This is a genomic window from Sphingobium sp. 22B (genome assembly GCF_001580035.1).
Lineage (GTDB): Bacteria > Pseudomonadota > Alphaproteobacteria > Sphingomonadales > Sphingomonadaceae > Sphingobium > Sphingobium fuliginis.
Genome location: NZ_LTAB01000022.1, coordinates 1 through 25,511, shown reverse-complemented (window position 1 = coordinate 25,511; position 25,511 = coordinate 1). Strand labels below are relative to the sequence as shown.

The following is a 25,511-nucleotide window of genomic DNA, read 5'->3' as shown; positions in this document are numbered from 1 at the left end:
TAAATAAACTTTTCACAGCGGCCCGCGAACGGCATAGTCGACTCATGAATCAGGGGTCGGGCAGCGCTGTGGGGGAGATGCGGTTGTGAGTGCACCGTTCCGCTTTCCGCGCTTTTTCGTCACCAATCCCAGTCCCTGTCCCTATCTGCCCGGCAAAAGCGAGCGGAAGGTGTTCACCGAACTGAGCGGGGACAATGCGTCGGAACTGAATGACGCGCTCGGTCGCATCGGCTTCCGCCGCAGCCAGAATGTCGCCTATCGCCCCAGTTGCGCGGATTGCTCCGCCTGCGTGTCCGTGCGCGTCGTCGCGGGGGAGTTCGAGCCGAACGCCACCCAGCGCAAATTGCTGCGCCGGAACGAAGACCTGGTCATCACCGCCTGCAAGCCCTGGTCGACGGAGGAACAGTTCGAACTGCTCCAGCGCTATCTGCGCGCCCGGCATCCCGGCGGCGGCATGACCGAAATGGATGAGATGGACTTTGCCGACATGGTCGAACAGACCCCGGTGGAAAGCCATGTCGTCGAATATCGCGAACCAGGCGAAGATGGCCGTCCCGGCAGGCTGATCGGCGCCTGCCTTACCGACCGGCAGGGCGATGGCCTGTCGATGATCTACAGCTTCTTCGATACGGAGCTGGAGCATCGCAAGGGGTTGGGCAATTTCATCATCATGGACCATATCCTGCGCGCGGCGAAGGCGGGGTTGCCCTATGTCTATCTCGGCTATTGGGTCGAGGGATCGCAGCGGATGCAGTACAAGATACGCTACCGGCCGCTCGAACGACTGAGCCGCAACGGCTGGACCCGCTTCGACCCGCAGGAGCAGGCGCAGGCCGTGCAGCAGGCGGAAAGCCGTGACGAGCCGGCGCTGCCGCGCGAACTGGCGGCGATCTTCCGCAAATAAAGCCGGCGAAAAATCCAGCCCGTACAAAGGACGACCGATGGCGCTTTCGCGCGATCGGCATGGAACGGCTTAACGCCGTTATGGATTGATTACGTACTACGGCATTGGAAATCTTATTTAACTTTTTCCGTTACTGCTTTCCCATGGATTGCAGAAATGGCGTTGGATCAGGACCGGCAGATGGACCGTTTTGCTGATCGCAGATTTGGGGAATTTGCCTCCGAACTGGCTCGGGACGGGCTGGAATGGGATGCGTTTCACTATCGCAACGAACTATTATTCTCTCCGGTCTTCCAGCGCGTTTCGCCGCCGCTGATTCGCTGGATCGCTGATTATCGCGGCCGCATATTGTCGCGGGAGATCATGTCGGACCTTTTTGCCCGTCATTTTTCCTGCGACATCATCGGAAATGGCTGGCGGTCGATGCTGGACAGGCATGACTGGAAAGCGCTGGCCGACGCCGCCAAACGTTCCCCCCGGCCCGATCCCGTTCCCGTGCGCATGCACACCCTTGCCGGTGAAACGAGGTCGGGGATCGTGCGCATGTCGCTGGTCGTGGAGCCCGACGAGGCGCCGCTCTGGTACGGAACGATCGAGGACATCGATGAGCGGTACGACTGCGACCGCCGCGCACTGGCCGATGCCCTGGCGGAAAGCCGGCAGCATTATCGCTGGTCGGTCGAACTCAGTCCGCAGGTCCCCTGGACGGCATCGGTCAGCGGCGAAATCGAGGAGGTGGGACCCCGCTGGCAGGAACTGACCGGCATGGCCCCGGCGCGTGCGCGGGGCAGGGGGTGGATCGATTCGCTGCATCCCGACGATGTCGATCGCACGCTGGCCATCTGGACGGAAAAGCTCCATTCAGGCGATCCTGTCGACGTCGACTACCGGCTGCGCCTCTCCGACGGCGGCTATCGCTGGATGCGGTCGCGCGCCTCGGCGCGCCGCGACGCGAAGGGCCGGATCGTGCGCTGGTACGGAACGCTGGAGGATGTTCACGCGCAGAAACTGGCGCAGCGCGAACTGGCTGACAGCGAGGAACGCTTCCGCCTGGCGGTGCAGTCGGCGCGGCTGGGCATATGGGATTTCGACGCGGTCGCCGGCACACGGACATGGTCGCGGGAATTCCGGACGATGCTGGGCCTGTCGGATACCGAACCGGCGACGAGCGAACTGGCATTGCGGCTGGTGCACCCGGATGATCGGTCGCGTCTCGCCGGAATGCTGGACGCCGTCGCGAACGGGCGCATGCCGCCGCATTTCGAAGCCACGCTGAGGGTGCACAGGGCCGACACCGGCGCCCTGCGCTGGATCAAGAGCGTCGGCTGGAGCAGCTTCTCCGATTCCGGCAAGCCACTGCGCGTCATTGTGACCTTCCAGGATGTGACGGAAGAAAGGAACAGCGAGGAACGGATACGCTGGGCCGCCACGCACGATCCCATGACGCATATGCCCAATCGCGCGCTGTGGCAGACGACATTGGAGGAAATGACCGAGCAGGCGCGCCGGACGGGGGAAAGTTTCGGCCTGATCCTGGTCGACATCGACGACCTGAAGCGGACCAACGACACGCTGGGCCATGATGCGGGCGATGCGCTGCTCTGCGGTTTTGCGCAGCGTTTCGCCTCCTGCGCGCCGGCCGATGCCATGATCGGGCGATTGGGCGGCGACGAGTTCGGCATGATCGCGCCTTCGCTCGCCAGCAGCGCGGCGCTTTCGGCCTGGAGCGCCGAATTGCTGGGCGGTGTGCGCGCGCCCTATGTCCATAATGGCCGGTCGCTCGATTATGGGATCAGCATGGGCGGCGCGGTCTTTGGCGAACATGGCGAGGATGCGGCGGAATTGCTGAAGGCGGCGGACCTGGCGCTTTATGCGTCCAAGTCCACCGGGCGGGGCCGGCTGACGCTGTTCCAGTCGCAATTGCGCGCCGACGCGCAACAGCGCAGTTCGATGATCCACATGGCGCGGCAGGCGATCGTGGACGATCTGGTCGTCCCCTATTACCAGCCCAAGGCGGACATGAGGACCGGACGGATATTGGGCTATGAGGCGCTGCTGCGTTGGCAGCATCCCCGCACCGGCGTCCACGCTCCCGACACGATCGCGGCGGCTTTCGACAATGCGGAACTGGCGGTCGAACTTACCGAAAAGATGCTGGCGAAGGTCGTCCGCGACGTCGACCGATGGCTGCGCGCCGGCCATGATCCGGGCCGGGTCGCCATCAACGCCTCCGCCGCCGATTTCATGCAGCATGATTTTGCCGACTATGTCCTCGCCCATCTCGCGCGCTGCACCATCCCGCCGCAGCAGTTCGAGATCGAGGTGACGGAGACCGTTTTCCTGGGCCGGGGCGCCGAACAGGTGGAGCGGGCGTTGCACCGCCTGTCGTCGGCGGGTGTACGGATCGCGCTGGACGATTTCGGCACCGGCTACGCATCCCTCAGCCATTTGAAGCAATATCCGGTCGACGTGCTGAAGATCGACCGCAGTTTCATCAGCAATATCTAACAGGATGCGGGCGACGCCGTCATTGTCGACGCCATCGTCAAGCTGGGCAGCAGCCTGGGCATGGAGGTGGTGGCCGAAGGCGTCGAAACGGTGGGACAGGTCGAGATGCTGATCGCTCGCGGCTGCACCATCGGCCAGGGTTATCTGATGGGGCGCCCCCGGCCTTGGGCGGCGGTACGGTCCCGCGCCGCCTAGAGCGATTTCCAGGCAGATGGAATCGTCTGCTGACCCGGAAAACGCGATAAAACAAAAACTTAGATCAGTCGAGCCGATGCAATCGGATCGGAATCTGCTCCAGAGCGATTTCCAAGCGATCGTAACCGTCGCTGGTCAAGAAATCGCGGAAGACAAGGAAGCTGGAGCGGCGATCTGATTCATCGGAGCGAACGCCGGTTTTCCCGCTCCAATCCTTCCCGCGCGCACCGGACAGCTCTGTCGATGCTACCGCACCCTGCGCCTGCGGACCGGAACTTCCGTCACATAGGTCCGGGTGGTGGTGACGGCGGGCTGGACCACGACCGTCGTGGTGGTGGCGCCGGGATAATAATAGCCGCCCGATATGAAGCCCGGCGCTTGCGTCGTCGTGACGACGGGTTCTCCCGGACCGGCGCGCCGCTCCGGCCGGTTCGGCCCGGCGGCATAGGGCGGCGGGTCGAAATCGACGCCGGGTCCACCCCGGACCTGCCCCTCGAAACGGCCTTCATAATCGCCGCTGAAGGTCTTGCCGTCCTTGTCGCGCCATGTGCCGCTCCAGCGCCCTTCATAGCCCAGCGGCGGCGGCGGCGGGCCATCCCGCGCGGTGACTTCGTCATCATAGCCGATGCCCGGCCGCGGTGCCGTGTCGCCTGCTTCCTCCCATGCGACGCCGCTGCGATAATCGCGCACGCGGCCATCCCGGTCGGTCATCACCGCATCGTCATAATAGCGCGACCAGCCATAGCCGCTGACGGGCGCCGGCAGCCCGTAAGCGCCATAGTTGCGGATATGATAGGCGGGGTTGACCCAATAGCGTGGCAGGACATAGCCGACCACGGGCCTGCGATAGGCCGCCCATCCGCCCGGCGCGTACCAGCCCGCATGCCAACGACCCTGATGGCGCGGACCCCAGCGGTGCACCGTGGTTCCCGCATGCACTGCCGGCCGGGCGGCCATTCCTCCACCCCCGACCGGCCCCTTTGCGGAAACCGGCGCCGTCAACCCGATCGCCAGACCTACGCCGGCCAGGATGAAGCTCCGGATATGCATGCTCGAATCCCCGTTTTCGGCTGATATGTTAACGGCTTGTTTAGCATGATCGGCCGCCGCCATCCAAGCGCCGGCATTTCCATGCCTGTCCCGAAAAGAGGCAACGGCGCGCATTGCGGCCCGATATGTTCGCTATTTTGGTTCCCTGAAGGTGCCATTCATGGGTTTACCACCTAAGCCAGGCGCGACGCGATCCGCCCGACCAGCGCCTCCAGCCCGGTCCGGTCCACGCTGTCGAAGCGCGCCGGAATCGGGCTGTCTAGGTCCAGCACGGCGACGACCCGGCCTTCGACGATCACCGGCACGACGATCTCCGAAGCGCTGGCGGCGTCGCAGGCGATATGGCCGGGAAAGGCGTGGACGTCCTCCACCAGTTGCGTCTGGCCGCTGGCCGCCGCGGCGCCGCAGACGCCCTTGCCCAGCGGGATGCGGATGCAGGCGGCCTTGCCCTGAAAGGGGCCAAGGACCAGTTCGCCGCCGACCATCCGGTAAAAGCCCGCCCAATTGAGGTCGGGCAGGAACTGCCAGATCAGCGCGGAGACATTGGCCATGTTGGCGATGGCATCGGGCTCGCCCGCCGTCAGCGCATCGGCGGCGGAGAGCAGGTCGTCATGGAGCGTGGCTTTGTCGGCACCGGCCGGGGGAGAAAAATCGAACATGGCCGGCATATAGGATGTGGCGCGGGCGCAGGCCAGACCGGTTAATCCAGCCTCACCTTGCCACGCCCCGCCTTGACCGAACTGCGCGCCTTCTTCGCGTCGACGCGCCGCGCCTTGGCGGCCTTGCCCGGCTTGGTCGCCTTGCGCGCCTTCGGCACGACCGTGGCGTCCCGGATCAATTCCACCAGCCGGGCCAGCACCTCCTGCCGGTTCAAGAGCTGCGATCGCGAGCCTTCGGAACGGAGGATCAGCACGCCCTCCGCCGTCATCCGCCGTCCGGCGATCGCCGCCAGCCGGTGCTTGACCGCCTCGGGCAGCGACGGGCTGTTCGCCACGTCGAAGCGCAACTGCACCGCGCTGTCCGTGGTGTTCACATGCTGGCCGCCAGCCCCGGTCGAGCGGACGAAGCTCTCCGACAGCTCGTCGCTGTCGATGGAGATCGACCGGGTGACGGGGATGCGTGGCAAGGGCGCTAAAGCCCGGCCTGTTCGAGCAGTTCCTGCCCGAAGCCCGCTGCCGCGAAGGTCGCGGGCAGGGGGGCGATCGCTTCCGCCGGCGGCTTCTCCCCGCGCGGGATGCTGAGGAAGCGGCTGTGCAGCAGCATCGGCCCTTCGCCCGATCCATAGACCGGATCGCCCGCAATGCCGAAGCCCAGGCCATGCAGCGCATGGGTCCGGATCTGATGGGTGCGTCCGGTGCGGGGGGTGAAGACGATCAGCGAGCGTCCGTCCTTCTCCGCGATCTTGCGCCAGTCGGTGAACGCGGCCTTCCCTGCCTTCGCCGGGATCATCCGCCACCCCTGGGCGGGCGTGCTGATCTTCTTGAGCGACAGGCCGATGGTGCCGCTGTCCTCCGCCGGAACGCCGTCCACCACCGCGACATAGCGTTTCGCGACCGTTCCGGCCTCAAAGGCCGCGGCGAAGCGCTTGTGCGCCTTGGGATTGCGGGCGAGCAGCAGGCAGCCGCTGGTGTCGCGGTCCAGCCGGTGCACCGGCAGCGGCCAGCGCTGGAAGCCGAAGGTCAGCGAGGACAGGTGGTTTTCCAGCGAAAGCGACCCGTCACGCGGCGCGTCGACGGGCAGGCCCGCCGGCTTGTCGAGGATGATGGCCTCGCCATCGATGAACAGAACTCGGTCATGAAGCAGGGACAAGAGGCGTTTTTCCGTAAATGCAGGGCAGCGATTGACGCGGGTGCCGCTTCCTATAGGGCGTGGAGGGCATGGAGAACAGGGGGCATGAGGCGCATCCGCCGGGTGGAGGGCGGCTGGAATGGATCGATGTCGCGCGCGGCATCGGGATCGTCGCCGTGGTCGCCGGCCATGTGTGGACGCGCGGGGGACTGCGCGACGCGATGTACAGTTTCCACATGCCGCTGTTCTTCCTGCTGTCGGGCCTCCTGTCCCGTCCGCAGCCGGCCGGACGCTTCACCCGCCGCCAGCTCGCGTCCCAGATGCGGCCCTATGCGGCTTTCCTGATCCTGCTGATCCTGACGGATCAGGTCGTCGAGACGATGAAGGGCGGCAGGCCGATCTTCCATGACTGGCCGGGGGATCTGGCGCCGATAGCGCTCGGCGGCTCCTGGTTGCGCGGGCCGTTCACCATATTCTGGTTCGTGCCCTGCCTGATGATGGCGCGCATCCTGTTCAACATGGCGCTGGCCCGCTGGCCCGACCCGCTCGACCGGCGCTGGGCGTTGCTGATGCTGCCGGTGCTGCTGATCGCCTATGGCGCGGGACAATGCACCAGCCTGTCGCCGCTGGGGCTGCTCACCCTACCCATGGCCCTGGTCCTGCTCTGGGTGGGGGCGGCATGGCAGCGCGTGGACTGGCGAAGCTGGATGCTGGCGCCGCTGGTCCCGCTGTCGCTGGCCGGGCTGACGGCGCTGCTGCCGACGCTCAACATGAAGGCGGCCGACTATGGCTGGCCCTTATTGTCCATCGCCTCGGCCATGGCCACCAGCTTCCTGCTTTTCCGCCTTTCGGTGCGGATCGCGCCCTTTGGCGGATGGATCGCCGCCATCGGGCGCGCATCGCTGGTCGTCATGTATCTCCACGTCGCGGTCATTCACTATCTTTCGCCCTATATGGCCAAGCCGTGGCTGCTGGTGCAGGCGCTTCTGATACCGCTCGCCGCTTATTATCTGATCCGGGCCGTCCCCGGCGCGCAAAGGATTTTCCTCTAAAAAGCGCGCTGCGTTACACGGGACGCGCGCTCCAGGCTTTTGTTAGGGCGTCGTTTGATCGGAAGACCGGTTCCCGACCTTCGACAGGCCCAGCGCAGGCTTTCCGGCCCCGTCAATGCAGATGCCGCAGCTTGTCCGGGTTGCGCATCACATAGATGCCGGTGACGCGCCCATCCTCGATGTCGAGCGCCGTGGTCTGGAGTTCGCCGTCCGCCTCGCGGGTGACGAAGCCGGGAAGGCCGTTGATCAATCCCACGCGCACCAGCGTCGACCCATATTTGCCGAACAGCACGGCCAGCGCCTTGTGCATCTGCATGACCGGGCCGAAGCCCAGCACGGGAACGATCGCGGCAGGGCGCTTGCCGCCGCCATCGCTGTGCAGGCTGACATCCCGTGCCAGCATCGCGCCCAGCGCCGCCATGTCGCCGCTCCGCGAGGCGGCGAAGAAGGCGCCGGCAATCTCCAGCCCGTGCTGTCTTTCCACCCGGTAGCGGGGTCTCGCCTCCCGCACATGGGCCCGCGCCCGCGCCGCCAGTTGACGGCAGGCCGCCGGATCGCGTTCGACCGTGGCGGCGATTTCCTCGAAGCCGACGCCGAAGACGTCATGCAGCAGGAAAGCCGCCCGCTCCAGCGGCGACAGCCGTTCCAGCGCCAGCATCAGCGGCAGCGTATCCTCTTCTTCCCCGGCGTCGTCCACCACCGGATCGGGCAGCCAGGGGCCGATATAGGTTTCGCGGTTGCGCCGCGCCGACTTGAGCTGGTCGAGGCACAGCCGCGTCACGGTGCGGCGCAGGAACGCTTCCGGCTCGCGCACCGCGCCGCGGTCGGCGCCCATCCATCGGATAAAGGCTTCCTGCACCACATCCTCGGCGTCCGCGACGGAACCCAGCATGCGATAGGCGACGCGGATGAGCCTGGGACGCAGCGGATCGAAGCTCTCCGCCGCGCCCCCATGCGCCCCCTGCGCCATCACGCAGCCGCCCTGGCCGGCGTGTCGTACCAGAGGCCGAAGCCCACCGCGATGCGGTTCCAGCCGTTGATGACGTTGATCATCAGGGTCAGCTTCACCTGCTCCTCCTCCGAAAACTCGGCTGCCAGCGCCTTGTGGGCCGCTTCATGGCTGTGCCCTTCGGAAAGGCGCGTCAAGGCCTCCGTCCATTCCAGCGCGGCCCGCTCCCGGGCCGTATAGCAGGGCGCCTCCCGCCAGGCGGAAAGCAGGTAGATGCGCTGTTCGCTTTCACCCTGCGCGCGGGCCTCGACGGTGTGCATGTTGATGCAGTTGGCGCACTGGTTGATCTGCGACGCGCGGATCTTCACCAGCTCGATAAGGCTCGGCTCAAGGCTGGCATTGATGGCGGCGGAGGTGGCGAACCAGCTTTTCATAAGCTGGGGCGCGGCGGCAAAGGGGTCGAGCTTGGCAGTCATGTCAGCACCTTTCTTCCTGAGTTATGCCGACATGACGAGACAGGATCGGCTGGCGTGACATGGGTCGCGAAAAAAATGCCATATCGGCGATTGGAAGGGGGGAACAGCGGCACTTCTCCACTCCGACCCTTCAAACCAGCCACTTGCCTCGTCTGGACCTGAAGGGAAGGGGCTTGATGTCCCCTAACCGCCCAATAGCCCCTCGGCGGCCGTCCACTTCATCAGCGCGACCTTCATCCCCCGGCCAATGACCGCTTCCCAAGCCTTGCAAAAATGCTCTAGGGCGGGCGGCATGACCAATATTCTTCTCGTCATGGCAGGAGGCGCCGTCGGATCGGCCTTGCGCTACCTGCTCGGGCGTCTCGCTGCCCAGATATTCCCTGGCGCCCTGTGGCCCTGGGGAACATTCGGCGCGAATATCATCGGCGGTTTCGCCATGGGCCTGTTCGCCGGATGGCTGGCCCGCTTCAATATGACGGGGGGCGAACCGATCCGGCTGCTGCTTGCCGTCGGTCTGCTGGGCGGCTTCACGACCTTCTCCTCCTTCAGCCTGGAAACCGTGCTGATGATGGAGCGGGGGCAGCCGGGCATGGCGCTGGGCTATGCGGTCCTTTCCGTCATCGGCGCCGTGGGCGCGCTGGCCGGCGGCCTGGCCGTCATGAGGAGCGTCGCATGAAGGGCCGTCCTCCCGGCAAACCCACCGGTCCCCGCAAGCCCGGCGCAGCGCCCCAGGGGCGGGCGCGCGGCGCGGCCAAGGCGGCTCGCGCCCGCAAGCCGGATGCGCCTAAGCCCGCTGCCCGGCCTCCTGTCAAAACGCCCGCCGCCAAAACGCCTGCGGCAAAGACTGCTGCCCGGTCCGCCTCCTCCTCTCCGGCGAAGGGCGTGTCGCTCGACGTGCGGCAATTCCGCGTGGCGGCGGATGACGACGGCATCCGGCTCGACCGCTGGTTCCAGCGGCATCTGCCCGACATCGGCTTCAACACCGTCTCGCGCTGGGCGCGCACCGGCCAGTTGCGCGTGGATGGCGCCCGCGCCGCGCCGGGCGACCGCATCGCGGAGGGCCAGACCATCCGCGTGCCCCCCGCCGAGCCCAAGGCCCCCGAAACCGCGAAGCCCAAACGCATCCGTCCGCAACTGACGGACGATCAGGCGGCCTTCGCCCAGGGGCTCGTCATCCATCGCGACGCGCAGGCCATCGTCATCAACAAACCGCCCGGCCTCGCCACGCAGGGCGGCACCAAGACGGACGATCATGTCGACGGCCTGCTCGATGCGCTGGAGTTCGACCTCGACCAGCGGCCCAAGCTCGTCCACCGGCTGGACAAGGACACGTCCGGCGCGCTGCTCGTCGCGCGCACCGCGCGGTCGGCCGCCTTCTTCGCCAAGGCCTTCTCCAGCCGCACGGCGCGCAAGGTCTATTGGGCCATCGTGATGGGCGTGCCCTCCATTGAGGATGGCATGATCGAACTGCCCATCGCCAAGCAGCCCGGCACCGGCGGCGAGAAAATGCATGTCGATGAGGAAGAGGGGCTTCCTTCCCGCTCGCGCTATCGCGTGATCGAACGCGCGGGCAATCGCGCCGCCTGGGTCGAACTGCAACCCTATACCGGCCGGACCCATCAGTTGCGCGTCCATATGGCGGCAATCGGCCATCCCATCGTCGGGGACGGCAAATATGGCGGCAAGGACGCCTTTCTGAGCGGCACGATCAGCCGCAAGATGCATCTTCACGCCCGCCGCATCCGGGTCGATCATCCCGATGGCGGCCGGGTCGACGTGCGGGCCGAACTGCCCGAGCATTTCGCCGCCAGCCTTGCCTCGCTGGGCTTCGACCTCTCCGCCGGCGACCTGCCGCTGGACGAGGAGGTCGCCCGCGCGCCCACGCGGGAGGATGAGAAGAAGGCCGCCCGCGCTCATGCCAAGCAGATCCGCAAGGGCCGCAAGGGCGAACGGCGCGCCCGCGGTTCAGGTGGAGGGCCGCGCAGGAAATGACGCCCGGCGCGCCTTATCGCTGGCGGGACGAAGCCGCGATCCGCGCATTCGTGGCGGAGGTGGGCTTCGGCCTGCTCTGCGTGGCCGCACCGGACCGCCAGCATGTCGTCCATCTGCCGCTTGTCTGGAGGGATGAGGGGCATGTCGGCCTTCACCTCCACCGCGCCAATCCCATCGTCCGCCACCTGGACGGTCAGGAAGCGCTGATCGTCGTGACCGGCGCCCATCATTATATCAGCCCCGACTGGTACGGCATGCCTGACAAGGTGCCGACCTGGAACTACCAGTCGGCGGAATTGCGCGGCGTCATGCGCAGGCTGGACCATGAGCAGACCGTCGCCCATCTCGACGCGCTGTCGAACGATCAGGAAAGCCGCCTCCTGCCGAAACCGGTCTGGACCCGCGAGAAGATGAGCGAGGGGCTGTTCGAGCGTGTGATGACGGGCCTGATCGGCTTTGAGATGGCCGTGCATGCGATGGAAGGCACGATGAAGCTGGGACAGGACAAGCCGGAATCCGCGCGCATCGCCGTGGCGGACGCTCTCGCGGCCAGAGGCGATGCCGCCATGTCCGCCCTCATGCGGGCGACGCGGCCATGAGCAATCGCCTTGCCGTATTCGATTGCGACGGCACGCTGGTCGACAGCCAGCACAGCATCTGCACGGCCATGGTCCGCGCGTTCGAGGGCGAGAAGCTGGTGGCGCCGGACCGCGCGACGATCCTGTCGGTCGTCGGCCTGTCGCTCCCGCTCGCCATGGCGCGGCTCCTGCCGGATGCGGATGCCGATTATCACGATCATCTGTCGGAAAGCTACAAGCTGGCCTTCCAGCAGCTTCGCCGCGAAAATGCGGTGTCGGAACCGCTCTATCCCGGCATTGCCGAACTGATCCGCGAACTGGATGCCGATGGCTGGTTGCTGGGCGTCGCCACCGGCAAATCGGACCGCGGCCTGCAACTCTGCCTCACCCATCATGGCATCCACGCCCATTTCGTGACGTTGCAGACCGCCGACCGCCATCCGTCGAAGCCGCATCCCTCCATGCTGCTGACCGCCATGGCCGAAGCAGGAGTGGCACCGGAAAGCACGGTGATGATCGGCGACACCAGCTTCGACATCGACATGGCGCTGTCCGCCGGCACACGGGCGCTGGGCGTGGGCTGGGGCTATCACACGCCGCAGGATCTGATGGACGCCGGCGCGCACAGCGTCGCCATGGACAGCGCGGAGCTGCGCGGCCATATCCACGCCCCCCATGGCCCTTCGCCCGACAGCCGCTCCCGATGACCGACATGCCGCCCGTTCCTCCCGCCGACCCGGGAAAGGTCGCTCGCCAGCGTTTCTTCGCGCTCGGCCTGTTCCGCCTGTCGGGCGCGCTGCTGGTGATGTTCGGCTTCCTGGTGCTGATGCAGCGCTTCCATTGGGTGCAGGGGAACAAGGCGAAGGCGATGGGCGCGATCTTCGTCATCGTCGGCCTGTTCCAGTTCGTCATCGTCCCGCGCCTGCTGCTCGCGCTGTTCAGGAAACCGCCGCAATCATGAAACGCTTCTACCAGGATGCCGCCGTCGTCGCGGTTGAATCCGGTTTCGAAATCCGCCTCGACGGCCGCCCGGTCCGCACGCCCGGCCGCGCGCCGCTGGCGCTGCCCACCCAGGGGCTTGCAGAGGCGATCGCCGAAGAATGGCGCGCGCAGGGCGACACGGTCGACCCCCGATCCATGCCGTTCACCGGGCTCGCCAACGGCGCCATAGACCAGATCGCGCCCAATAGCGGGAGTTTTGCCGCAGGCATCGCCCGCTATGCCGAAAGCGATCTGCTCTGCTATCGTGCGGAGGGGCCGGCCGAACTGATCGCTCGAGAGGCCGCGGCCTGGGACCCGCTGCTGGAATGGGCGACGACCCGCTACGACGTCGCGTTCCGGGTGACGCAGGGCATCGTTCCGGTGGCCCAGCCGACCGAAACGCTGGAGCGGCTGGCGGCTGCCGTGGCGGTTCTCGACCCTTTCACCCTGGCGGGGCTGTCGACGCTGGTGACGCTGTCCGGCTCGCTCGTCTGCGGTCTGGCGGTGGTGGAGGGGGGCCATGACGCCGACCTGATCTGGACGGCGTCCGAAATCGACGAAGCCTGGGAAGTCGAACAATGGGGTGAGGACAAGGAAGCCGCCGCCCAGTCGGCGCAGCGCAGGAACGAATTTGCCATGGCCCGAGCCTTTTGCGAGATGGTCCGCGCCTGACCGGGTGGGAATGACGCAGCGTCTTCGTTCAATATCGACAGGCGGGCGGCCCCGAAGCCCGCTTTTTTCGCAAGACCGAGGAGTGCTCCATTTTGCCGCCCCGTTTTTCTCTTTTCGTCCTGATCGCCCTGTCCGCGCCGCTGGCGCTGGCGGCCCCGGCGCTTGCCCAGCAGGCGGGGCAGGCGGCTCCCGCCGCCGGTCGGATGAGTTCGGAACAGATCGCGGCCTTCAACCGGGCGGTCACTGATTTCACCGCGGGACAGACCGCGCAGCAGGCCGGCGACAATGCCGGCGCCGCCGCGAAATATGAAGCCGCACTGCCCGCTATCCGCACGGCCGTGGAACTCGACCCCGCCAGGATCGAAAATGTGAATTTCCTCGCCAACGCGCTTTACGCTGATGCGGCGGCGCAGGGCGCGCTGGGCAGGATGGACAGGGTGATCGCGCTCTATACCGAATCCGCGCCCCATTGGCGCAAGCTGGTGGAGGCAAAGCCCGCCGATGCCGCCAGCCGCAATATCTTCGCCGGCATCTTGATCCAGATGGGCAATCAGAAGCTGGCCGGCAATGACAGGACCGGGGCCGATCCCCTCTATCAGGAGGCGCTGACCCTCGCGCGCAGGTCCGTCGCGGAAAAGGCCGGGGACGCGGTGTCCCGCAACATCCTGCTATCCGCACTGATCGGGGTCAGCCAGACCGGCAACGACCCGGCCCTGTCCGCCGAAGCGCTGAAAATGGGCAAGGCGATGCTGAGCGACGGCACCATCGACGCGATGAACAAACCGTCTATCGAGGCGATGACGGGCGCCAAGGCCGGCTGACGCCGCTATTTAGAGCGCGCTGCGTTAAATCGGACGCAGGCCGTGCGCTCCAAGCTTTTGTTGTCGCATGCTTTTAAAACGCAAAACCGGTTCCCACTTTTGCGCACGACGCCCTATTTGTCCAACGGTGAACCTGCCCCCGCGAGGGAGCAGGCCATTTCAACCTGTCCGACCCTGTGCGAACGGGACAGGTAACGCTCTGCGCCTAAGCCGTCAGGCCCATGATCTTGTCGGCATAGAGCAGCCGCCCCGGCCCCATCAGGCCGATGAATTGCGGCAGCATATGGCGGGCAAGCGCGAAACAGCCCTCGCTGCGGCCGATCTTGCCCCAGGTCGCGATATGGTTCTCGCTGACATAGTCCGCGCCATGCACGACGATGGCGCGCATCTCCGCATTGTTGTTCTGTGGATCGAGCCCGGCCAGGCGCATCGCCCGGCCATGCTGGCCCTCATAGATTTCGCCGGTCTTGAAAGCGCCCGAACTGCTCGCCAGTGAATTGGGTTCATTGGAAAAGCTGTGGAGCCATCCCGAATGCTCGGGGTCGGAACCGCGGCCATGGGCAACCAGATAGGAACTTGCCTGCCCGCCGATCAGGTCGACCACATGGAAGCGCAATTCGCGCGACGGCGCATTGAAATCGGCCAGCGCCACCCGGTCCCGCAGGGTGAACATATGCCCATGCTGGTCCAGCGCGGCCTTTGCCCGCTCCAGCAGTTTCGCATAGGGCTGGGTCGCGAGCGGCCCCGGCGAAGCCGGACGCGGTGCGGGAGGAACTGCCGGCTGTGGCTGCGTTTCGCCCAGCGGAGCGGCCCGCCCGGCACTGTCGGCAAGAAACGAAAATGCCAGCCCGCTCAAAGCGAGCTTGGTAAAACTACGACGATCCATGAATCGCAATATAGCAAAGGAGCAGCGCCAGTCCAAGGGCGGCGCAGGATCGCCGCCGCCGTCCCGCCTCCTTTCCGGGGCGGGAAGACTCCGGCCGATGGCGCGGGCCCCTATTCGGTGGCGTTCGCGCCTTCGTCTGCGCCGTCCTGGCCAAGGCGCGCCGTCATGCCTGTCGCGGCGGCGTCGTCCTCGATCTGCTGCTGTTCGGAAATGCTCGGCGGCGGCGCAGGTTCCGGCGCGGCCGCATTGTTGCCCGGCTCGGGAGCGGGGGCCACCGGTTCCTCCTCAATCACATTTTCGACCGGCGGCTCGACCAGATTGTTGGTCGCGGGCGCCTCTTCCTCCTTCTTGCCGCAGGCGGCGAGGGCAAGCGTCCCGGCAAGGGCGATAAGGGCGAATTTGCGCATGAAGATCAGTCCTTGGATGCGATGGAGGTGGCGGGCGCGGCGGTCGGGTCGACCCGGCGGCTGGACGCCTCGATCTTCGCCGCCAGCAGCTTGTCCCAGCCATAGGGATCGGAACGGAAGCTCATCGTCCCGTTATTGCTGGCGAAGGCGGTCCAGTAAAGCAGGTACACCGCCACTTCCTTGGGCAGCGACACCCGCTGGGTCTTGCCCGCGTCGATCAGCGACTGGATCTTGCCGGCAAGGTCGGGATTGCCCGCCACCATCAGCTCCGCCAGCGGGACGGGCTTTTCCAGGCGGATGCAGCCATGGCTGGCCAGCCGGTCATAGCTTGAAAACTTTGCCCGCGACGGCGTGTCGTGCAGGTAGACGGCGAAGGGATTGTTGAAGTCGAACTTCAACCGGCCGAGCGCGCTGTTCGGGCCGGCGGGCTGCACGATCCGCTCTCCGGTTTCCGGCGTGCCGACGATCTTGTACCCCTGCCGGATCAGTGTCGCGCGCCCCTTTGGCCACAATTCGCGCTTCGCGATGGAGGAGGGGACGTTCCACGGCGGGTTGACCACGATCGAATGGATGCTGGACGACAGCATCGGTGTCGCATTGTCCGGCGAGCCCGTCACCGCGCGCATCGACGTCACCGGCTGGTCGCCCTCGAACACCGTCAGCACGGCGGCGGCGATATTCACCTGCACCCGGTTGACCGGCAATTCGCGCGGCATCCAGCGCCAGCGTTCCATATTCGCCATGATCGCGGCGATGCGATCATCCACCGGCACGTTCAGCTCCCTGAGCGTCCGGGCGTCCAGCAGGCCGGTGGGGTTGAGGCCATAGCGCCGCTGCGCCCGTTGCAGCACATCGACCAGCTTTTCGCCGGGCGTGACGCTCTTGTCCTCTATGGCGATGCGCGCCCGCACGGCATCGGGGGAGGATTGCGCGGTGAGGGTGGGCCAGCCGCCCGCATCGCGAATGCGTTCGTAATTGGCGAGCCCCTTGCGCAGCCCGTCATAGCCGGCATAGGGCGGCGTCAGGCTGAGCGCCCATTGCGGCAGCCTGTCCTCGCTGATCGCCTTGGCAAGGCCGGGCCGGGGATCGAACCGCGCCGGGCGCAACGCCCAGATCTCCAGGAAGTCGGCGGTATCCACGCGCCCGGTGCTGAGCGCCTTCGCCCGGTCCAGCACGGCGGACAGAAGCGCCTCTCCCTTCAGTTCTCCGGTCGCTCTGGCGCGCGCCATCAACCCTTGGACCGCGCCGCCCTTCAGCCACTCGTTCAGCCATTTTTCCTGCGCTGCCGAGGGTTGCGGCAGCGGCACGGGCGGTGGCGTCACCATGGCCGGAGGCAGGATGACCTGCGGGGCGGGGGGCTGCGCCGACGGGGCGGGCATGGTCGGTGCGACGGCCGGCGGTTGCGCCACCGCCGGCACCGCGACGGCGCCCAGCAGGGAAATTACGGAAAAACGGATCATTTCAGGACGGTTCATGCTGGACCAGATAGCGCAAAGCCCGCATCGTTCAAACTCGAAGATAGCGGAAAAGATGATGCTGCACGTCGTTCACCATCCGGCCTATGTCTCTCCGGCAACAGCGGGCAGTTCCTTTCGCTTCGACAAATATGGGCTGGTGATGGAGGCGCTGACCATGGCGGCCGCACCCTTTACCGTGCATGAACCCGCCCCCATGCCGCGCGTCTGGATAGAGGCGGTCCACGACCCCGATTATGTCGAGCAGGTCGCGACGCAGACCGTGCCGCGCGAAAAGGAAAGACGGATCGGTTTTCCGGTGACGGAGCGGGTGGCGCGCCGTTCGATGCTGTCGCCCGGCGGCACATGGCTGGCGGCGCGGCTCGCCATGCGCCATGGCTATGCGGCCAATGCTGCGGGCGGCAGCCATCATGCACTGCCCGGCAGCGGCGCGGGATATTGCGTGTTCAACGACCTTGCCATCGCTGCCAACCGGCTGATCGCGGAGGGGGATGCGCACCGGATATTGATCCTCGACCTCGACGTGCATCAGGGCGACGGCACGGCCGTGCTGACCGGCGGGCGAGGGGACATATTCACCCTGTCCATCCATGCGGACCGCAACTTCCCCGTGCGCAAGGCCCGCTCGACACTCGACATCGGCCTGCCCGACGGCACGGGCGATGAGGCTTATATGGAGGCGCTGATAAGGGCCCTCCCGCCCGTGCTCGACGATTTCCGGCCTGATCTGATCCTCTACCAGGCCGGGGTCGACCCGCATGAAGACGATCGCCTCGGCCGCCTGGCGCTGAGCGATGCCGGGCTGGACCGCCGCGACCGCGCCGTGATGCGCGCCGCGCGCCGCCGCGGCATCCCGCTCGCCAGCACCATGGGCGGCGGCTATGGCGAAGACCGCATGGCCATCGCCCGGCGCCACGCCGATTGCATGATCCGCCTGGCGGAAGAGGCGGGTGATGGCCGATAGCTGCCGCTGAGCGCGCCATGTTCCTGCGAAGGCTCTCACGAGCCATTTGCCTGTTCAGCAAGGCAAGCGGAAAGTCGGCAAGCCTCCTTCCGCGCTTAATGCAGCGTTGCCTCCCCCGTGGCGTCGGAACCGGCGGCCTGCCTGCTCTCCATGATTTTTGCCGCGACCAGTCCTGCCGCGACCAGCGCCGCGAAATCGCTGAAGGCCAGATAAAGTATATAGCCCCAGGGCGCATGGTTGAACACCGCTTGCCCGATATGCAGCCACAGCACGGCCGCCAGCGCGAACAGGACCGTCGCTCTCGCCCGTCCAGCCAGATCGCCGCTCACGATCCGCAGCATCAGCGCAATGACGATGCCGACGACCAGCGCCAGGATCAGGCCGCCGATCAGCGCCCCGGCATCGGTCACCGGAAATCCGCTGTTGTTGTAGAAGACCGTGGCGACCGGCCCCTTGCCATAGAGGATGGTGCCCTGCGCGGTCGCCGGGTCGGGAATCACATAGACGCCGGTGCCCGACGGCGTCAGCGCCTGCGCCAGGGCCGCCTGCAAATTGCTGCCGGCGGCGGACTCCGCGCGATGAAAGGCGAGCGCGCTCAGCGGCGTCCCCCAGAAGAGGAAGCCGACGAGATACATGGCGACGCCGCCGATCAGGCCGCCCAACAGGGTCTTGAACATATGCCCTCCTGTCCTCTCAAAGATCGAGAGGCTGACGGACAAACGCCGGAACGGCAATATCTTTCCGGGAAGGGCGCTCAATCGCCCTTGCGCGACGCCTTTTCCGCGATCCCCGACACGCCCTCGCGCCGGTCGAGTTCGTCCAGCACTTCGTCCAGCGCGATGTCGAGGTCGGCCAGCAGCACCAGCAGATGGAACAGCAGGTCTGCGCTTTCGCCGATCGCGCCTTCGCGGTCCGCCGCCATGGCGGCGATCACCGTCTCCACGGCCTCTTCGCCCAGCTTCTGGGCGATCTTGCCGCGCCCCCTGGCGGTCAGCTTGGCCACATAGGACTGATCGGGATCGGCCTGCCGCCGCTGGCGGATGGTCCGTTCAAGATTAAATAGGGTCGCGCGCATGGCGCCATCAAGCGCCACGCGCGCAAACCGTCAAACGAAAACTTACTTGCGCTTGCGGCGGGCGACGAAAACCCGCGCGCCCAGCACCGCGGCGCCAAGGCCGAACAGCGCCATCTGCTCCGGTTCGGGCACCGGCGTCGGCGTGCCGCCGGACGAGGAACCGCCCGAGCTGCTGGAGCCGCCGCACTTCTTGCCCCAGCACCAGGTCGCTTCCGCCGGAGCCGCCGCGCCCATCAGAGCGGCCACGCCAGCGGCCAGAAACAGCTTGTTCACATTCATCATCTTCACCCCGCTGTTGATTGAGTCAGGTGCGGGAAGAGGTGCAGGCACCGTGCCAGTTCCATTAATTGGAGGCGGAACGGGGCTATCATGGTTAACATGGACCTGCCGATCTGGGTTAATGTAAAGGCAACCGACGCTTTTCGGCGGTATCGGGTCGGTCAGGCGGTCCGGACGGCAATGCCGGCGGCCGCCAGCGCCTGATGCGCTTCAGCAATGCTATGTTGACCGAAATGAAATATGGACGCCGCGAGCACCGCGCTGGCATGGCCTTCCACCACGCCTTCGACCAGATGATCGAGCGTCCCGACGCCGCCGCTGGCGATGACCGGAATCGAAACCGCATCGGCAATGGCGCGGGTAAGGGCAAGGTCATAGCCCGCCTTGGTCCCGTCGCCGTCCATGGACGTGACCAGCAGTTCGCCCGCGCCCAGTTGGGCAAGCCGCACCGCATGCTCCAGCGCATCGATGCCGGTCGGCTTGCGGCCGCCATGGGTGAAGATTTCCCAGCGGCCATCGCCCACCCGCCGCGCATCGACCGAGCCGACGACGCACTGGCTGCCGAAGCGGTCGGCGATGTCCGCCACCACCTCGGGCCGGGTGACGGCCGCGCTGTTCACCGCGACCTTGTCCGCACCCGCGAGCAGCAGGGCGCGGGCATCCTCCGGACTGCGCACGCCCCCGCCCACCGTCACCGGCATGAAGCAGACCTCCGCCGTGCGCCGAACCACGTCGATGATCGTGCCGCGCGCCTCATGCGTGGCGGTGATGTCCAGGAAGCAGAGTTCATCCGCGCCCGCCGCGTCGTAAATCTTCGCCTGCTCGACCGGATCGCCCGCGTCGCGCAGATCGATGAAGTTCACGCCCTTGACCACGCGGCCATTGGCGACGTCCAGGCAGGGGATGACGCGGGTGCGGACGGTCATGCGGCCGCCTGCGCCACCGCCAGCGCCGCCTTCAGGTCCAGCCGCCCGTCATAGAGCGCGCGGCCCGTGATCACGCCTTCAATGCCCTCGTCGGCATGCAGGCTCAGCACCCGGATGTCCGCGATCCCCGCGACGCCGCCGCTGGCGATCACCGGAATGTCCGTGGCGCGGGCCAGATCGACGGTCGCATCGATGTTGCAGCCCTTGAGCAGGCCGTCGCGGCCGACATCGGTGAACAGCAGGCTGGCGACGCCCGCATCCTCGAACCGGCGGGCAAGGTCGACCACCGGCATGTCGGACTTCTCCGCCCAGCCGTCCGTCGCGACGAAGCCGTCCCGCGCATCCACCGCCACCACGATCCCGCCGGGGAAGTCCTGTGCCGCCGCCTTGACGAAGCCCGGGTCCTTCAGGGCCGCCGTGCCGATGACGATGCGCGACACGCCCAGGTCGAACCAGCGCTCCACCGCCTCCCGGTTGCGGATGCCCCCGCCCAGCTGCACATGGCCGGGAAAGGCCGCCACGATGGCCTCGACCGCTTCGGCATTGACCGCATGGCCCGCGAAGCTGCCGTCCAGATCGACCACATGCAGATGCTGCGCGCCCGCTTCCGCGAACAATATCGCCTGGGCGGCGGGATTGTCGCCATAGACGGTGGCGCGGTTCATGTCGCCTTCGGCCAGGCGCACGACCTGGCCGCCCTTGAGGTCGATGGCGGGAAAAACGATCAGGCTCATGGACGCCAATCCAGAAAACGGGAGAGGAAGGAAAGGCCGTAGCTCTGGCTCTTTTCCGGGTGAAACTGACAGCCGATGATGGTGTCGCGCGCCACCGCCGCGACCAGCGGCCCGCCATGATCGGTGACGGCGGCGACATGCGCCGGGTCGGCGGCTTCGAAATGATAGCTGTGCAGGAAATAGGCCTCGCCCGCTTCCAGCAGCGGAGGCGTGCCGCGCAGGGCCACGTCGTTCCAGCCCATGTGCGGCACCTTGATCGCCGGATCGCGCGGCTCGATCAGCCGGACGGTGCCGCCTATCCAGCCCAGCCCCTCGTGCCGGCCGAACTCTTCCCCCGCATCGGCCAGCAACTGCATGCCCACGCACACGCCCAGAAAGGGGACGCCGCGCTGGCGGACGGCCTCGTTCATCGCCTCCACCATGCCGGGAATCGCGACCAGCGCATCGCGGCAGGCGCGGAAGGCGCCGACGCCCGGCAGGACGATGCGGTCCGCCCCTGCCACGACATCCGGATCGGCGGTGATGACGGCGTCGTCCGCCCCCGCCTTGCGCAGGGCGTTGTGCACCGAATGAAGGTTGCCCGCGCCATAGTCGATCAGGGCAAGCGCGGTCACAACATTCCCTTGGTCGAAGGAATGGCGTCGGCCTTGCGCGGGTCGATCTCCACCGCCTGCCGCAACGCGCGGGCAAGGCCCTTGAAGCAGCTTTCGACGATATGATGGTTGTTGCTGCCGTAGAGATTTTCGATGTGCAGCGTGATCCCGGCGGCCTGGGCGAAGCTGTGGAAGAAATGCTCCACCATCTCGCTGTCCCATTCCCCGATGCGCTGCACGGTGAAGTCCACCTTGAACACCAGCCAGGGGCGTCCCGAAATGTCCAGCGACACGCGGGTCAGCGTCTCGTCCATCGGGGAATAGACGCTGCCGTAGCGGGAAATGCCGCGCTTGTCGCCCAGCGCCTTCGCCACCGCCTCGCCAATGGCGATGGCCGTGTCCTCGGTCGTGTGATGCTGGTCCACATGCAGGTCGCCGACGGTCTTCACGTCCATGTCGATCAGCGAGTGACGCGACAGTTGCTCGATCATGTGATCCAGGAAACCGATGCCCGTCGAAACGGTGTAGATGCCGGTGCCGTCCAGGTTGACGGTCACGTCGATCTGCGTTTCCGCAGTGTTGCGGTGAATGTCGGCCGTGCGCATGGCAGCGCCCTATAACGAAGTGGACGGCCGTTGCAATGTGGCGTTGCACCTATAGCGCGCACTTGACCCGCGCCGCCGCGCCGTTAGGACATTGGCGCATGAGCGACGACCTGCCCGACAGCCTGATTCCCTATGACGAAATCGTGCAGGAGGCCCTGCGCGCCGTCGTCGGCCGCGTGCTGGGGGAAATCGAACGGACGGGCGGCCTTCCCGGCGCGCATCATTTCTACATCACGTTCAAGACGCAGGCGGCCGGGGTCGATATTCCGCGCCATCTGGTCGAACGCTTCCCCGACGAAATGACCATCGTTCTCCAGAACAAATTCTGGGACCTGAAGGTCAGCGACGACGCCTTCGGGGTCAGCCTGACCTTCAACCAGGTGGCGGCGCATCTGCATATTCCCTTCGCCGCGATCACGGCCTTCGTCGATCCGGCGGTGAATTTCGCGCTCCAGTTCCAGGCGCAGGCCGACATTGCGCCCGAACCGCATGAAGAGGCGGAAAATGACGCGCCGCAGGTGACGACGGAGGACGGCTCCAATGTCGTGACCGTGGACTTCGGCAAGAAGAAATAAGGCTGGAAACAGGGGCGGGGGCTCCCCAGATTGACGGCACTCCGGCGACATCATGGGAGTGCCCGACTTGAACGACAGCCGCACCGAAACCGACAGCATCGGCGCCATCGAAGTACCCGCCAGCGCCTATTGGGGCGCGCAGACCCAGCGGAGCATCGAGAATTTCCCCTTCGGCCCCGGAGAACGCATGCCGATCGGCATCGTCCACGCGCTGGCCATCGTGAAACAGGCAGCGGCGCGGGTCAATCGAGGACACGGACTCGATTCGGACCTGGCGGATGCAATCGAGGCGGCGGCGGCGCAGGTCGTCGCGGGCAACCATGACGACCAGTTCCCGCTCGTCATCTGGCAGACCGGCAGCGGCACCCAATCCAACATGAACGTCAATGAGGTGATCGCGGGCATCGCCAATGAGGCCCTGACCGGCAAGCGCGGCGGCAAGAGCCCGGTCCACCCCAACGACCATGTGAATATGGGCCAGTCGTCCAATGACAGCTTCCCGACCGCCCTGCACATTGCGGCGGCGCGGGCCGCCACGGCGGCCCTGTTCCCGGCGCTCGACCGGCTCCACGCCGCCCTAGACGCCAGGGCGAAGGCGTGGGAGGGCATCGTGAAGATCGGCCGCACCCATCTGCAGGACGCGACGCCGCTGACGCTGGGCCAGGAATTTTCCGGCTATGCCCATCAACTCTACCGCAGCCGCAAGCGGATCGAGCCGGCGGTCATGCACGGCATGATGGCGCTGGCGCAGGGCGGCACGGCGGTCGGCACCGGCCTCAACGCGCCCGCGGGCTTCGACGTGGCGGTGGCGAAGGAAATCGCGGCCCTGACCGGCCTGCCGTTCCGGACCGCCGACAACAAGTTCGAGGCGCTCGCCTCCAACGATCCGCTGGTGCACCTGTCCTCCACCCTGGCGACGCTGGCAGTGGCGCTGACCAAGATCGCCAACGACATCCGCCTGCTGGGCAGCGGCCCGCGCTCGGGCCTTGGCGAACTCGACCTGCCGGCCAATGAACCGGGCAGTTCGATCATGCCCGGCAAGGTCAATCCCACCCAGTGCGAGATGCTGACCATGGTCGCCGCGCAGGTCATCGGCAATCATCAGGCGGCGACGGTCGGCGGCCTTCAGGGGCATCTGGAACTCAATGTCTTCAAGCCGATGATCGGCGCGGCGGTGCTGCGGTCTATCCATCTGCTCAGCGTCGGCATGGACAGTTTCGCAGAACGCTGCGTCGACGGGCTGGAGGCGAATGAGAGGCGGATTGCCGAGCTGGTCGACCGGTCGCTGATGCTGGTCACCGCGCTCGCGCCCGAAATCGGCTATGACAATGCCGCCAGGATCGCGAAACACGCCCATGCCGAAGGGCTGACGCTGAAGGAGGCGGGCCTGCAATTGGGGTTGGTCGATGGGGAAAGCTTCGACCGGCTTGTCCGGCCCGAAAATATGGTCTGATCCACATCGGCATGGTGGAACCGGTCGCGCTGCGGTACATTGATGTCCCATGAGGAAAAAATCGCCCGACCAGCCGCTGATCGCCGTCCGCCCGCCCCGCAAGGACGGGCTGCTCCGAAAGGCGGCCCGCGTCGGTGCGACCGTCGTCGCGGCGCGGGTGGCCGCCGATACCGGCAAGAAGGGCGTGATCGGCCTGCTGGCCGGCATGGGGGCCAAGCGGCTCATCATGCGTCATCCCATGGGCACGCTGTTCGTGACGGGCGCCTATATGGCCGGAAAGGTCTATGAGGCGAAGCGCGAGGCGGATCGCAAGCGCAAGGTCAAGGCCCTGCCGGACGGCAGTCCGCCGCCGATCCTGATCGAGGAAGCGCGCAAGGCCCGCAAGGGCTGACGGCGCGACAGTCCCCCTTGCCAAATCCCGTCCATGACGCCAAGAGCGGCCATGGCCGACAGCATCTCCATAGAGACGCCCGATTTCAAGCGCCGCGGCGTCCTGTTCGTTCTTTCCTCGCCCTCTGGCGCCGGTAAATCCACCATCGCGCGCAAGCTGCTGGCTGCGGAGCCGGATCTTGCCATGTCGGTTTCCGCGACCACGCGGCCGATGCGGCCGGGGGAGGTCGACGGCAAGGATTATCATTTCGTCGATCTGGAGGAATTCCGGCGGATGACCGCCGATCACGAATTCCTGGAATGGGCGCATGTCTTCGGGCAGCGCTACGGCACGCCCCGCGCTCCGGTGGAGGCGATGCTGAAGTCCGGCCGCGACGTTCTGTTCGACATCGATTGGCAGGGCGCGCAGCAACTCCACCAGATTGCGGGCGGTGACGTGGTGCGGGTGTTCATCCTGCCGCCGTCGATGGAGGAGCTGGAGCGTCGCCTGCGCGGACGGGCGACGGACAGCAATGAGGTGATCGAAGGCCGCATGGCCCGCGCGGCGGGAGAGATCGCGCACTGGGACGGCTATGATTATGTCCTGTGCAATGTCGATGCGGAGGATTGCTTCCGGCGCGTCCAGACGATCCTGCACGCCGAACGCATGAAGCGCAGCCGCCAGACGGGTCTGATCGGCTTCATCCGCAGGCTCAGCCGCTATCATCAGGAAGATTGAGGGATTTGGACGTACCATGCGCCTGCGAAGGCAGGAACATGGCAGGTTTCAATACTGCCGGGTCATGCCCGGGGATGATCGCCAGAGCATCGTGCGCAAAAGTGGGAACCGGTTTTGCGTTTAAAACGATGCGACGACAAAAGCTTAGGAGCGCGCGGCCTGCGTACGATTTAACGCAGCGGGCTCTAGGCCGTAGTGACATTTTAGGGATTCACGACGGTTTGGATTTGTGMTTCAAGGCTGGCTTTTGGAGGCTGGCGTGGAAGGCGAAGTGCTGCGGGATGATCAGTGGGAGCGGCTGCGGGAGTTCGTTCCGGGAGGGCGCAAGGGCAAGCGYGGTCCYCGCAGTGACGGACGGTTGTTTCTYGACGCCTTGCTCTGGCTGGCGCGTTCAGGGGGACGCTGGCGCGATCTACCSGAGAAGTTCGGTCCCTATCAGACCGCCAAGCGGCGTTATTATCGCTG

Annotated in this window: 31 protein-coding genes and 1 pseudogene; 16 read left to right on the top strand and 16 right to left on the bottom strand. The window is 66.2% G+C overall.

The genetic code is table 11. From position 1 onward, the window contains the following. The first annotated feature begins 85 nt into the window (after positions 1-85). Both A0J57_RS18090 and A0J57_RS18085 read left to right on the top strand, forming a co-directional pair. A complete protein-coding gene (locus tag A0J57_RS18090) occupies positions 86-904 on the top strand; it encodes an arginyltransferase (RefSeq protein ID WP_025550179.1) in 819 nt (272 codons plus the stop codon). Between the two features lie 180 nt (positions 905-1,084). After that, positions 1,085-3,607 (top strand): annotated as a pseudogene (locus A0J57_RS18085) (EAL domain-containing protein). Between the two features lie 246 nt (positions 3,608-3,853). On the opposite strand, the gene A0J57_RS18080 reads toward A0J57_RS18085, so the two are convergent. From A0J57_RS18080 to A0J57_RS18065, 4 genes are all read right to left on the bottom strand, one after another. Further along, positions 3,854-4,657, bottom strand: a complete 804-nt coding sequence (locus A0J57_RS18080; protein ID WP_061939870.1) for an RcnB family protein — start codon at positions 4,655-4,657, stop codon at positions 3,854-3,856. 173 nt (positions 4,658-4,830) lie between these two features. Continuing rightward, positions 4,831-5,316, bottom strand: coding sequence for a GAF domain-containing protein (locus tag A0J57_RS18075; protein ID WP_048575402.1), 486 nt, complete (start codon positions 5,314-5,316; stop codon positions 4,831-4,833). 41 nt (positions 5,317-5,357) lie between these two features. Further along, on the bottom strand, positions 5,358-5,783 hold the full coding sequence (arfB, locus tag A0J57_RS18070) for an alternative ribosome rescue aminoacyl-tRNA hydrolase ArfB (protein ID WP_025550175.1): 426 nt from the start codon (positions 5,781-5,783) through the stop codon (positions 5,358-5,360). 5 nt (positions 5,784-5,788) lie between these two features. Beyond that, positions 5,789-6,466, bottom strand: coding sequence for an RluA family pseudouridine synthase (locus A0J57_RS18065; RefSeq protein WP_061939832.1), 678 nt, complete (start codon positions 6,464-6,466; stop codon positions 5,789-5,791). 68 nt (positions 6,467-6,534) lie between these two features. Here A0J57_RS18065 and A0J57_RS18060 point away from each other — a divergent pair, with 68 nt between their 5' ends. Continuing rightward, positions 6,535-7,497, top strand: coding sequence for an acyltransferase family protein (locus A0J57_RS18060; protein ID WP_061939830.1), 963 nt, complete (start codon positions 6,535-6,537; stop codon positions 7,495-7,497). Positions 7,498-7,609: 112 nt separating this feature from the next. Here A0J57_RS18060 and A0J57_RS18055 read toward each other — a convergent pair whose 3' ends face one another. Beyond that, complete coding sequence (locus A0J57_RS18055) at positions 7,610-8,467, bottom strand: sigma-70 family RNA polymerase sigma factor (protein ID WP_061939828.1); 858 nt, start codon at positions 8,465-8,467, stop codon at positions 7,610-7,612. After that, a complete protein-coding gene (locus A0J57_RS18050; protein WP_025550171.1) occupies positions 8,467-8,922 on the bottom strand; it encodes a carboxymuconolactone decarboxylase family protein in 456 nt (151 codons plus the stop codon). Before A0J57_RS18050 ends, A0J57_RS18055 begins: the two co-directional genes overlap by 1 nt. 292 nt (positions 8,923-9,214) lie before the next feature. Here A0J57_RS18050 and crcB point away from each other — a divergent pair, with 292 nt between their 5' ends. The 7 genes from crcB to A0J57_RS18015 all read left to right on the top strand — a co-directional run bounded on the left by crcB (position 9,215) and on the right by A0J57_RS18015 (position 13,966). After that, complete coding sequence (gene crcB / locus A0J57_RS18045; protein ID WP_044661843.1) at positions 9,215-9,598, top strand: fluoride efflux transporter CrcB; 384 nt, start codon at positions 9,215-9,217, stop codon at positions 9,596-9,598. Beyond that, the gene (locus A0J57_RS18040; protein WP_061939826.1) at positions 9,595-10,914 is read left to right on the top strand and encodes an RluA family pseudouridine synthase; all 1,320 of its coding nucleotides are present in this window, start codon (positions 9,595-9,597) and stop codon (positions 10,912-10,914) included. The genes crcB and A0J57_RS18040 overlap by 4 nt, the downstream gene beginning before the upstream one ends. Next, entirely contained in the window at positions 10,911-11,513 is a 603-nt protein-coding gene (locus A0J57_RS18035) for an FMN-binding negative transcriptional regulator (protein WP_061939824.1), read from the top strand. The genes A0J57_RS18040 and A0J57_RS18035 overlap by 4 nt, the downstream gene beginning before the upstream one ends. Continuing rightward, the gene (locus tag A0J57_RS18030; RefSeq protein ID WP_061939822.1) at positions 11,510-12,199 is read left to right on the top strand and encodes an HAD-IA family hydrolase; all 690 of its coding nucleotides are present in this window, start codon (positions 11,510-11,512) and stop codon (positions 12,197-12,199) included. The genes A0J57_RS18035 and A0J57_RS18030 overlap by 4 nt, the downstream gene beginning before the upstream one ends. After that, positions 12,196-12,453, top strand: a complete 258-nt coding sequence (locus tag A0J57_RS18025) for a hypothetical protein (RefSeq protein WP_061939821.1) — start codon at positions 12,196-12,198, stop codon at positions 12,451-12,453. The genes A0J57_RS18030 and A0J57_RS18025 overlap by 4 nt, the downstream gene beginning before the upstream one ends. Beyond that, positions 12,450-13,145: an ATP12 family chaperone protein gene (locus A0J57_RS18020; protein WP_061939819.1), complete on the top strand. Its 696-nt coding sequence runs from the start codon at positions 12,450-12,452 to the stop codon at positions 13,143-13,145. Before A0J57_RS18025 ends, A0J57_RS18020 begins: the two co-directional genes overlap by 4 nt. Before the next feature lie 92 nt (positions 13,146-13,237). Further along, complete coding sequence (locus A0J57_RS18015) at positions 13,238-13,966, top strand: hypothetical protein (protein WP_061939817.1); 729 nt, start codon at positions 13,238-13,240, stop codon at positions 13,964-13,966. A 205-nt stretch (positions 13,967-14,171) separates the two neighbouring features. Here A0J57_RS18015 and A0J57_RS18010 read toward each other — a convergent pair whose 3' ends face one another. The 3 genes from A0J57_RS18010 to A0J57_RS18000 all read right to left on the bottom strand — a co-directional run bounded on the left by A0J57_RS18010 (position 14,172) and on the right by A0J57_RS18000 (position 16,719). Further along, positions 14,172-14,852 (bottom strand): murein L,D-transpeptidase catalytic domain family protein, encoded by a 681-nt coding sequence (locus tag A0J57_RS18010; protein ID WP_044663083.1) that lies wholly within the window; start codon positions 14,850-14,852, stop codon positions 14,172-14,174. Between the two features lie 110 nt (positions 14,853-14,962). Then, the gene (locus A0J57_RS18005; protein ID WP_025551772.1) at positions 14,963-15,259 is read right to left on the bottom strand and encodes a hypothetical protein; all 297 of its coding nucleotides are present in this window, start codon (positions 15,257-15,259) and stop codon (positions 14,963-14,965) included. Between the two features lie 5 nt (positions 15,260-15,264). Then, positions 15,265-16,719, bottom strand: coding sequence for a L,D-transpeptidase family protein (locus tag A0J57_RS18000; protein ID WP_025551770.1), 1,455 nt, complete (start codon positions 16,717-16,719; stop codon positions 15,265-15,267). A 73-nt stretch (positions 16,720-16,792) separates the two neighbouring features. On the opposite strand from A0J57_RS18000, the gene A0J57_RS17995 reads away from it, so the two are divergent. Then, positions 16,793-17,698: a histone deacetylase gene (locus A0J57_RS17995; protein ID WP_061940928.1), complete on the top strand. Its 906-nt coding sequence runs from the start codon at positions 16,793-16,795 to the stop codon at positions 17,696-17,698. 95 nt (positions 17,699-17,793) lie between these two features. Here the strand turns inward: A0J57_RS17995 and A0J57_RS17990 are convergent, their stop codons facing one another. The 7 genes from A0J57_RS17990 to hisB all read right to left on the bottom strand — a co-directional run bounded on the left by A0J57_RS17990 (position 17,794) and on the right by hisB (position 21,910). Beyond that, positions 17,794-18,375 (bottom strand): hypothetical protein, encoded by a 582-nt coding sequence (locus A0J57_RS17990; protein ID WP_048575361.1) that lies wholly within the window; start codon positions 18,373-18,375, stop codon positions 17,794-17,796. 77 nt (positions 18,376-18,452) lie between these two features. Continuing rightward, complete coding sequence (locus tag A0J57_RS17985) at positions 18,453-18,773, bottom strand: phosphoribosyl-ATP diphosphatase (RefSeq protein ID WP_061940924.1); 321 nt, start codon at positions 18,771-18,773, stop codon at positions 18,453-18,455. Between the two features lie 42 nt (positions 18,774-18,815). Continuing rightward, complete coding sequence (locus A0J57_RS17980) at positions 18,816-19,052, bottom strand: PEP-CTERM sorting domain-containing protein (protein ID WP_025551763.1); 237 nt, start codon at positions 19,050-19,052, stop codon at positions 18,816-18,818. A 161-nt stretch (positions 19,053-19,213) separates the two neighbouring features. After that, the gene (hisF, locus tag A0J57_RS17975) at positions 19,214-19,978 is read right to left on the bottom strand and encodes an imidazole glycerol phosphate synthase subunit HisF (RefSeq protein ID WP_061940922.1); all 765 of its coding nucleotides are present in this window, start codon (positions 19,976-19,978) and stop codon (positions 19,214-19,216) included. Continuing rightward, positions 19,975-20,712, bottom strand: a complete 738-nt coding sequence (gene hisA / locus A0J57_RS17970) for a 1-(5-phosphoribosyl)-5-[(5-phosphoribosylamino)methylideneamino]imidazole-4-carboxamide isomerase (RefSeq protein WP_025551761.1) — start codon at positions 20,710-20,712, stop codon at positions 19,975-19,977. The genes hisF and hisA overlap by 4 nt, the downstream gene beginning before the upstream one ends. After that, a complete protein-coding gene (hisH, locus tag A0J57_RS17965) occupies positions 20,709-21,326 on the bottom strand; it encodes an imidazole glycerol phosphate synthase subunit HisH (RefSeq protein ID WP_025551759.1) in 618 nt (205 codons plus the stop codon). Before hisH ends, hisA begins: the two co-directional genes overlap by 4 nt. Next, on the bottom strand, positions 21,323-21,910 hold the full coding sequence (gene hisB, locus A0J57_RS17960; protein ID WP_025551758.1) for an imidazoleglycerol-phosphate dehydratase HisB: 588 nt from the start codon (positions 21,908-21,910) through the stop codon (positions 21,323-21,325). Before hisB ends, hisH begins: the two co-directional genes overlap by 4 nt. Before the next feature lie 98 nt (positions 21,911-22,008). On the opposite strand from hisB, the gene A0J57_RS17955 reads away from it, so the two are divergent. The 5 genes from A0J57_RS17955 to A0J57_RS17935 form a co-directional block, all read left to right on the top strand. Continuing rightward, positions 22,009-22,485: an SspB family protein gene (locus A0J57_RS17955; protein ID WP_044661853.1), complete on the top strand. Its 477-nt coding sequence runs from the start codon at positions 22,009-22,011 to the stop codon at positions 22,483-22,485. A 67-nt stretch (positions 22,486-22,552) separates the two neighbouring features. Further along, positions 22,553-23,938: a class II fumarate hydratase gene (fumC, locus tag A0J57_RS17950; protein ID WP_044663085.1), complete on the top strand. Its 1,386-nt coding sequence runs from the start codon at positions 22,553-22,555 to the stop codon at positions 23,936-23,938. Between the two features lie 49 nt (positions 23,939-23,987). Further along, a complete protein-coding gene (locus tag A0J57_RS17945; RefSeq protein ID WP_048575357.1) occupies positions 23,988-24,329 on the top strand; it encodes a hypothetical protein in 342 nt (113 codons plus the stop codon). Between the two features lie 51 nt (positions 24,330-24,380). Beyond that, on the top strand, positions 24,381-25,046 hold the full coding sequence (gmk, locus tag A0J57_RS17940; RefSeq protein WP_025551753.1) for a guanylate kinase: 666 nt from the start codon (positions 24,381-24,383) through the stop codon (positions 25,044-25,046). Positions 25,047-25,305: 259 nt separating this feature from the next. Further along, the coding region (locus tag A0J57_RS17935; RefSeq protein WP_153023174.1) for a transposase at positions 25,306-25,511 on the top strand (206 nt) is incomplete at its 3' end.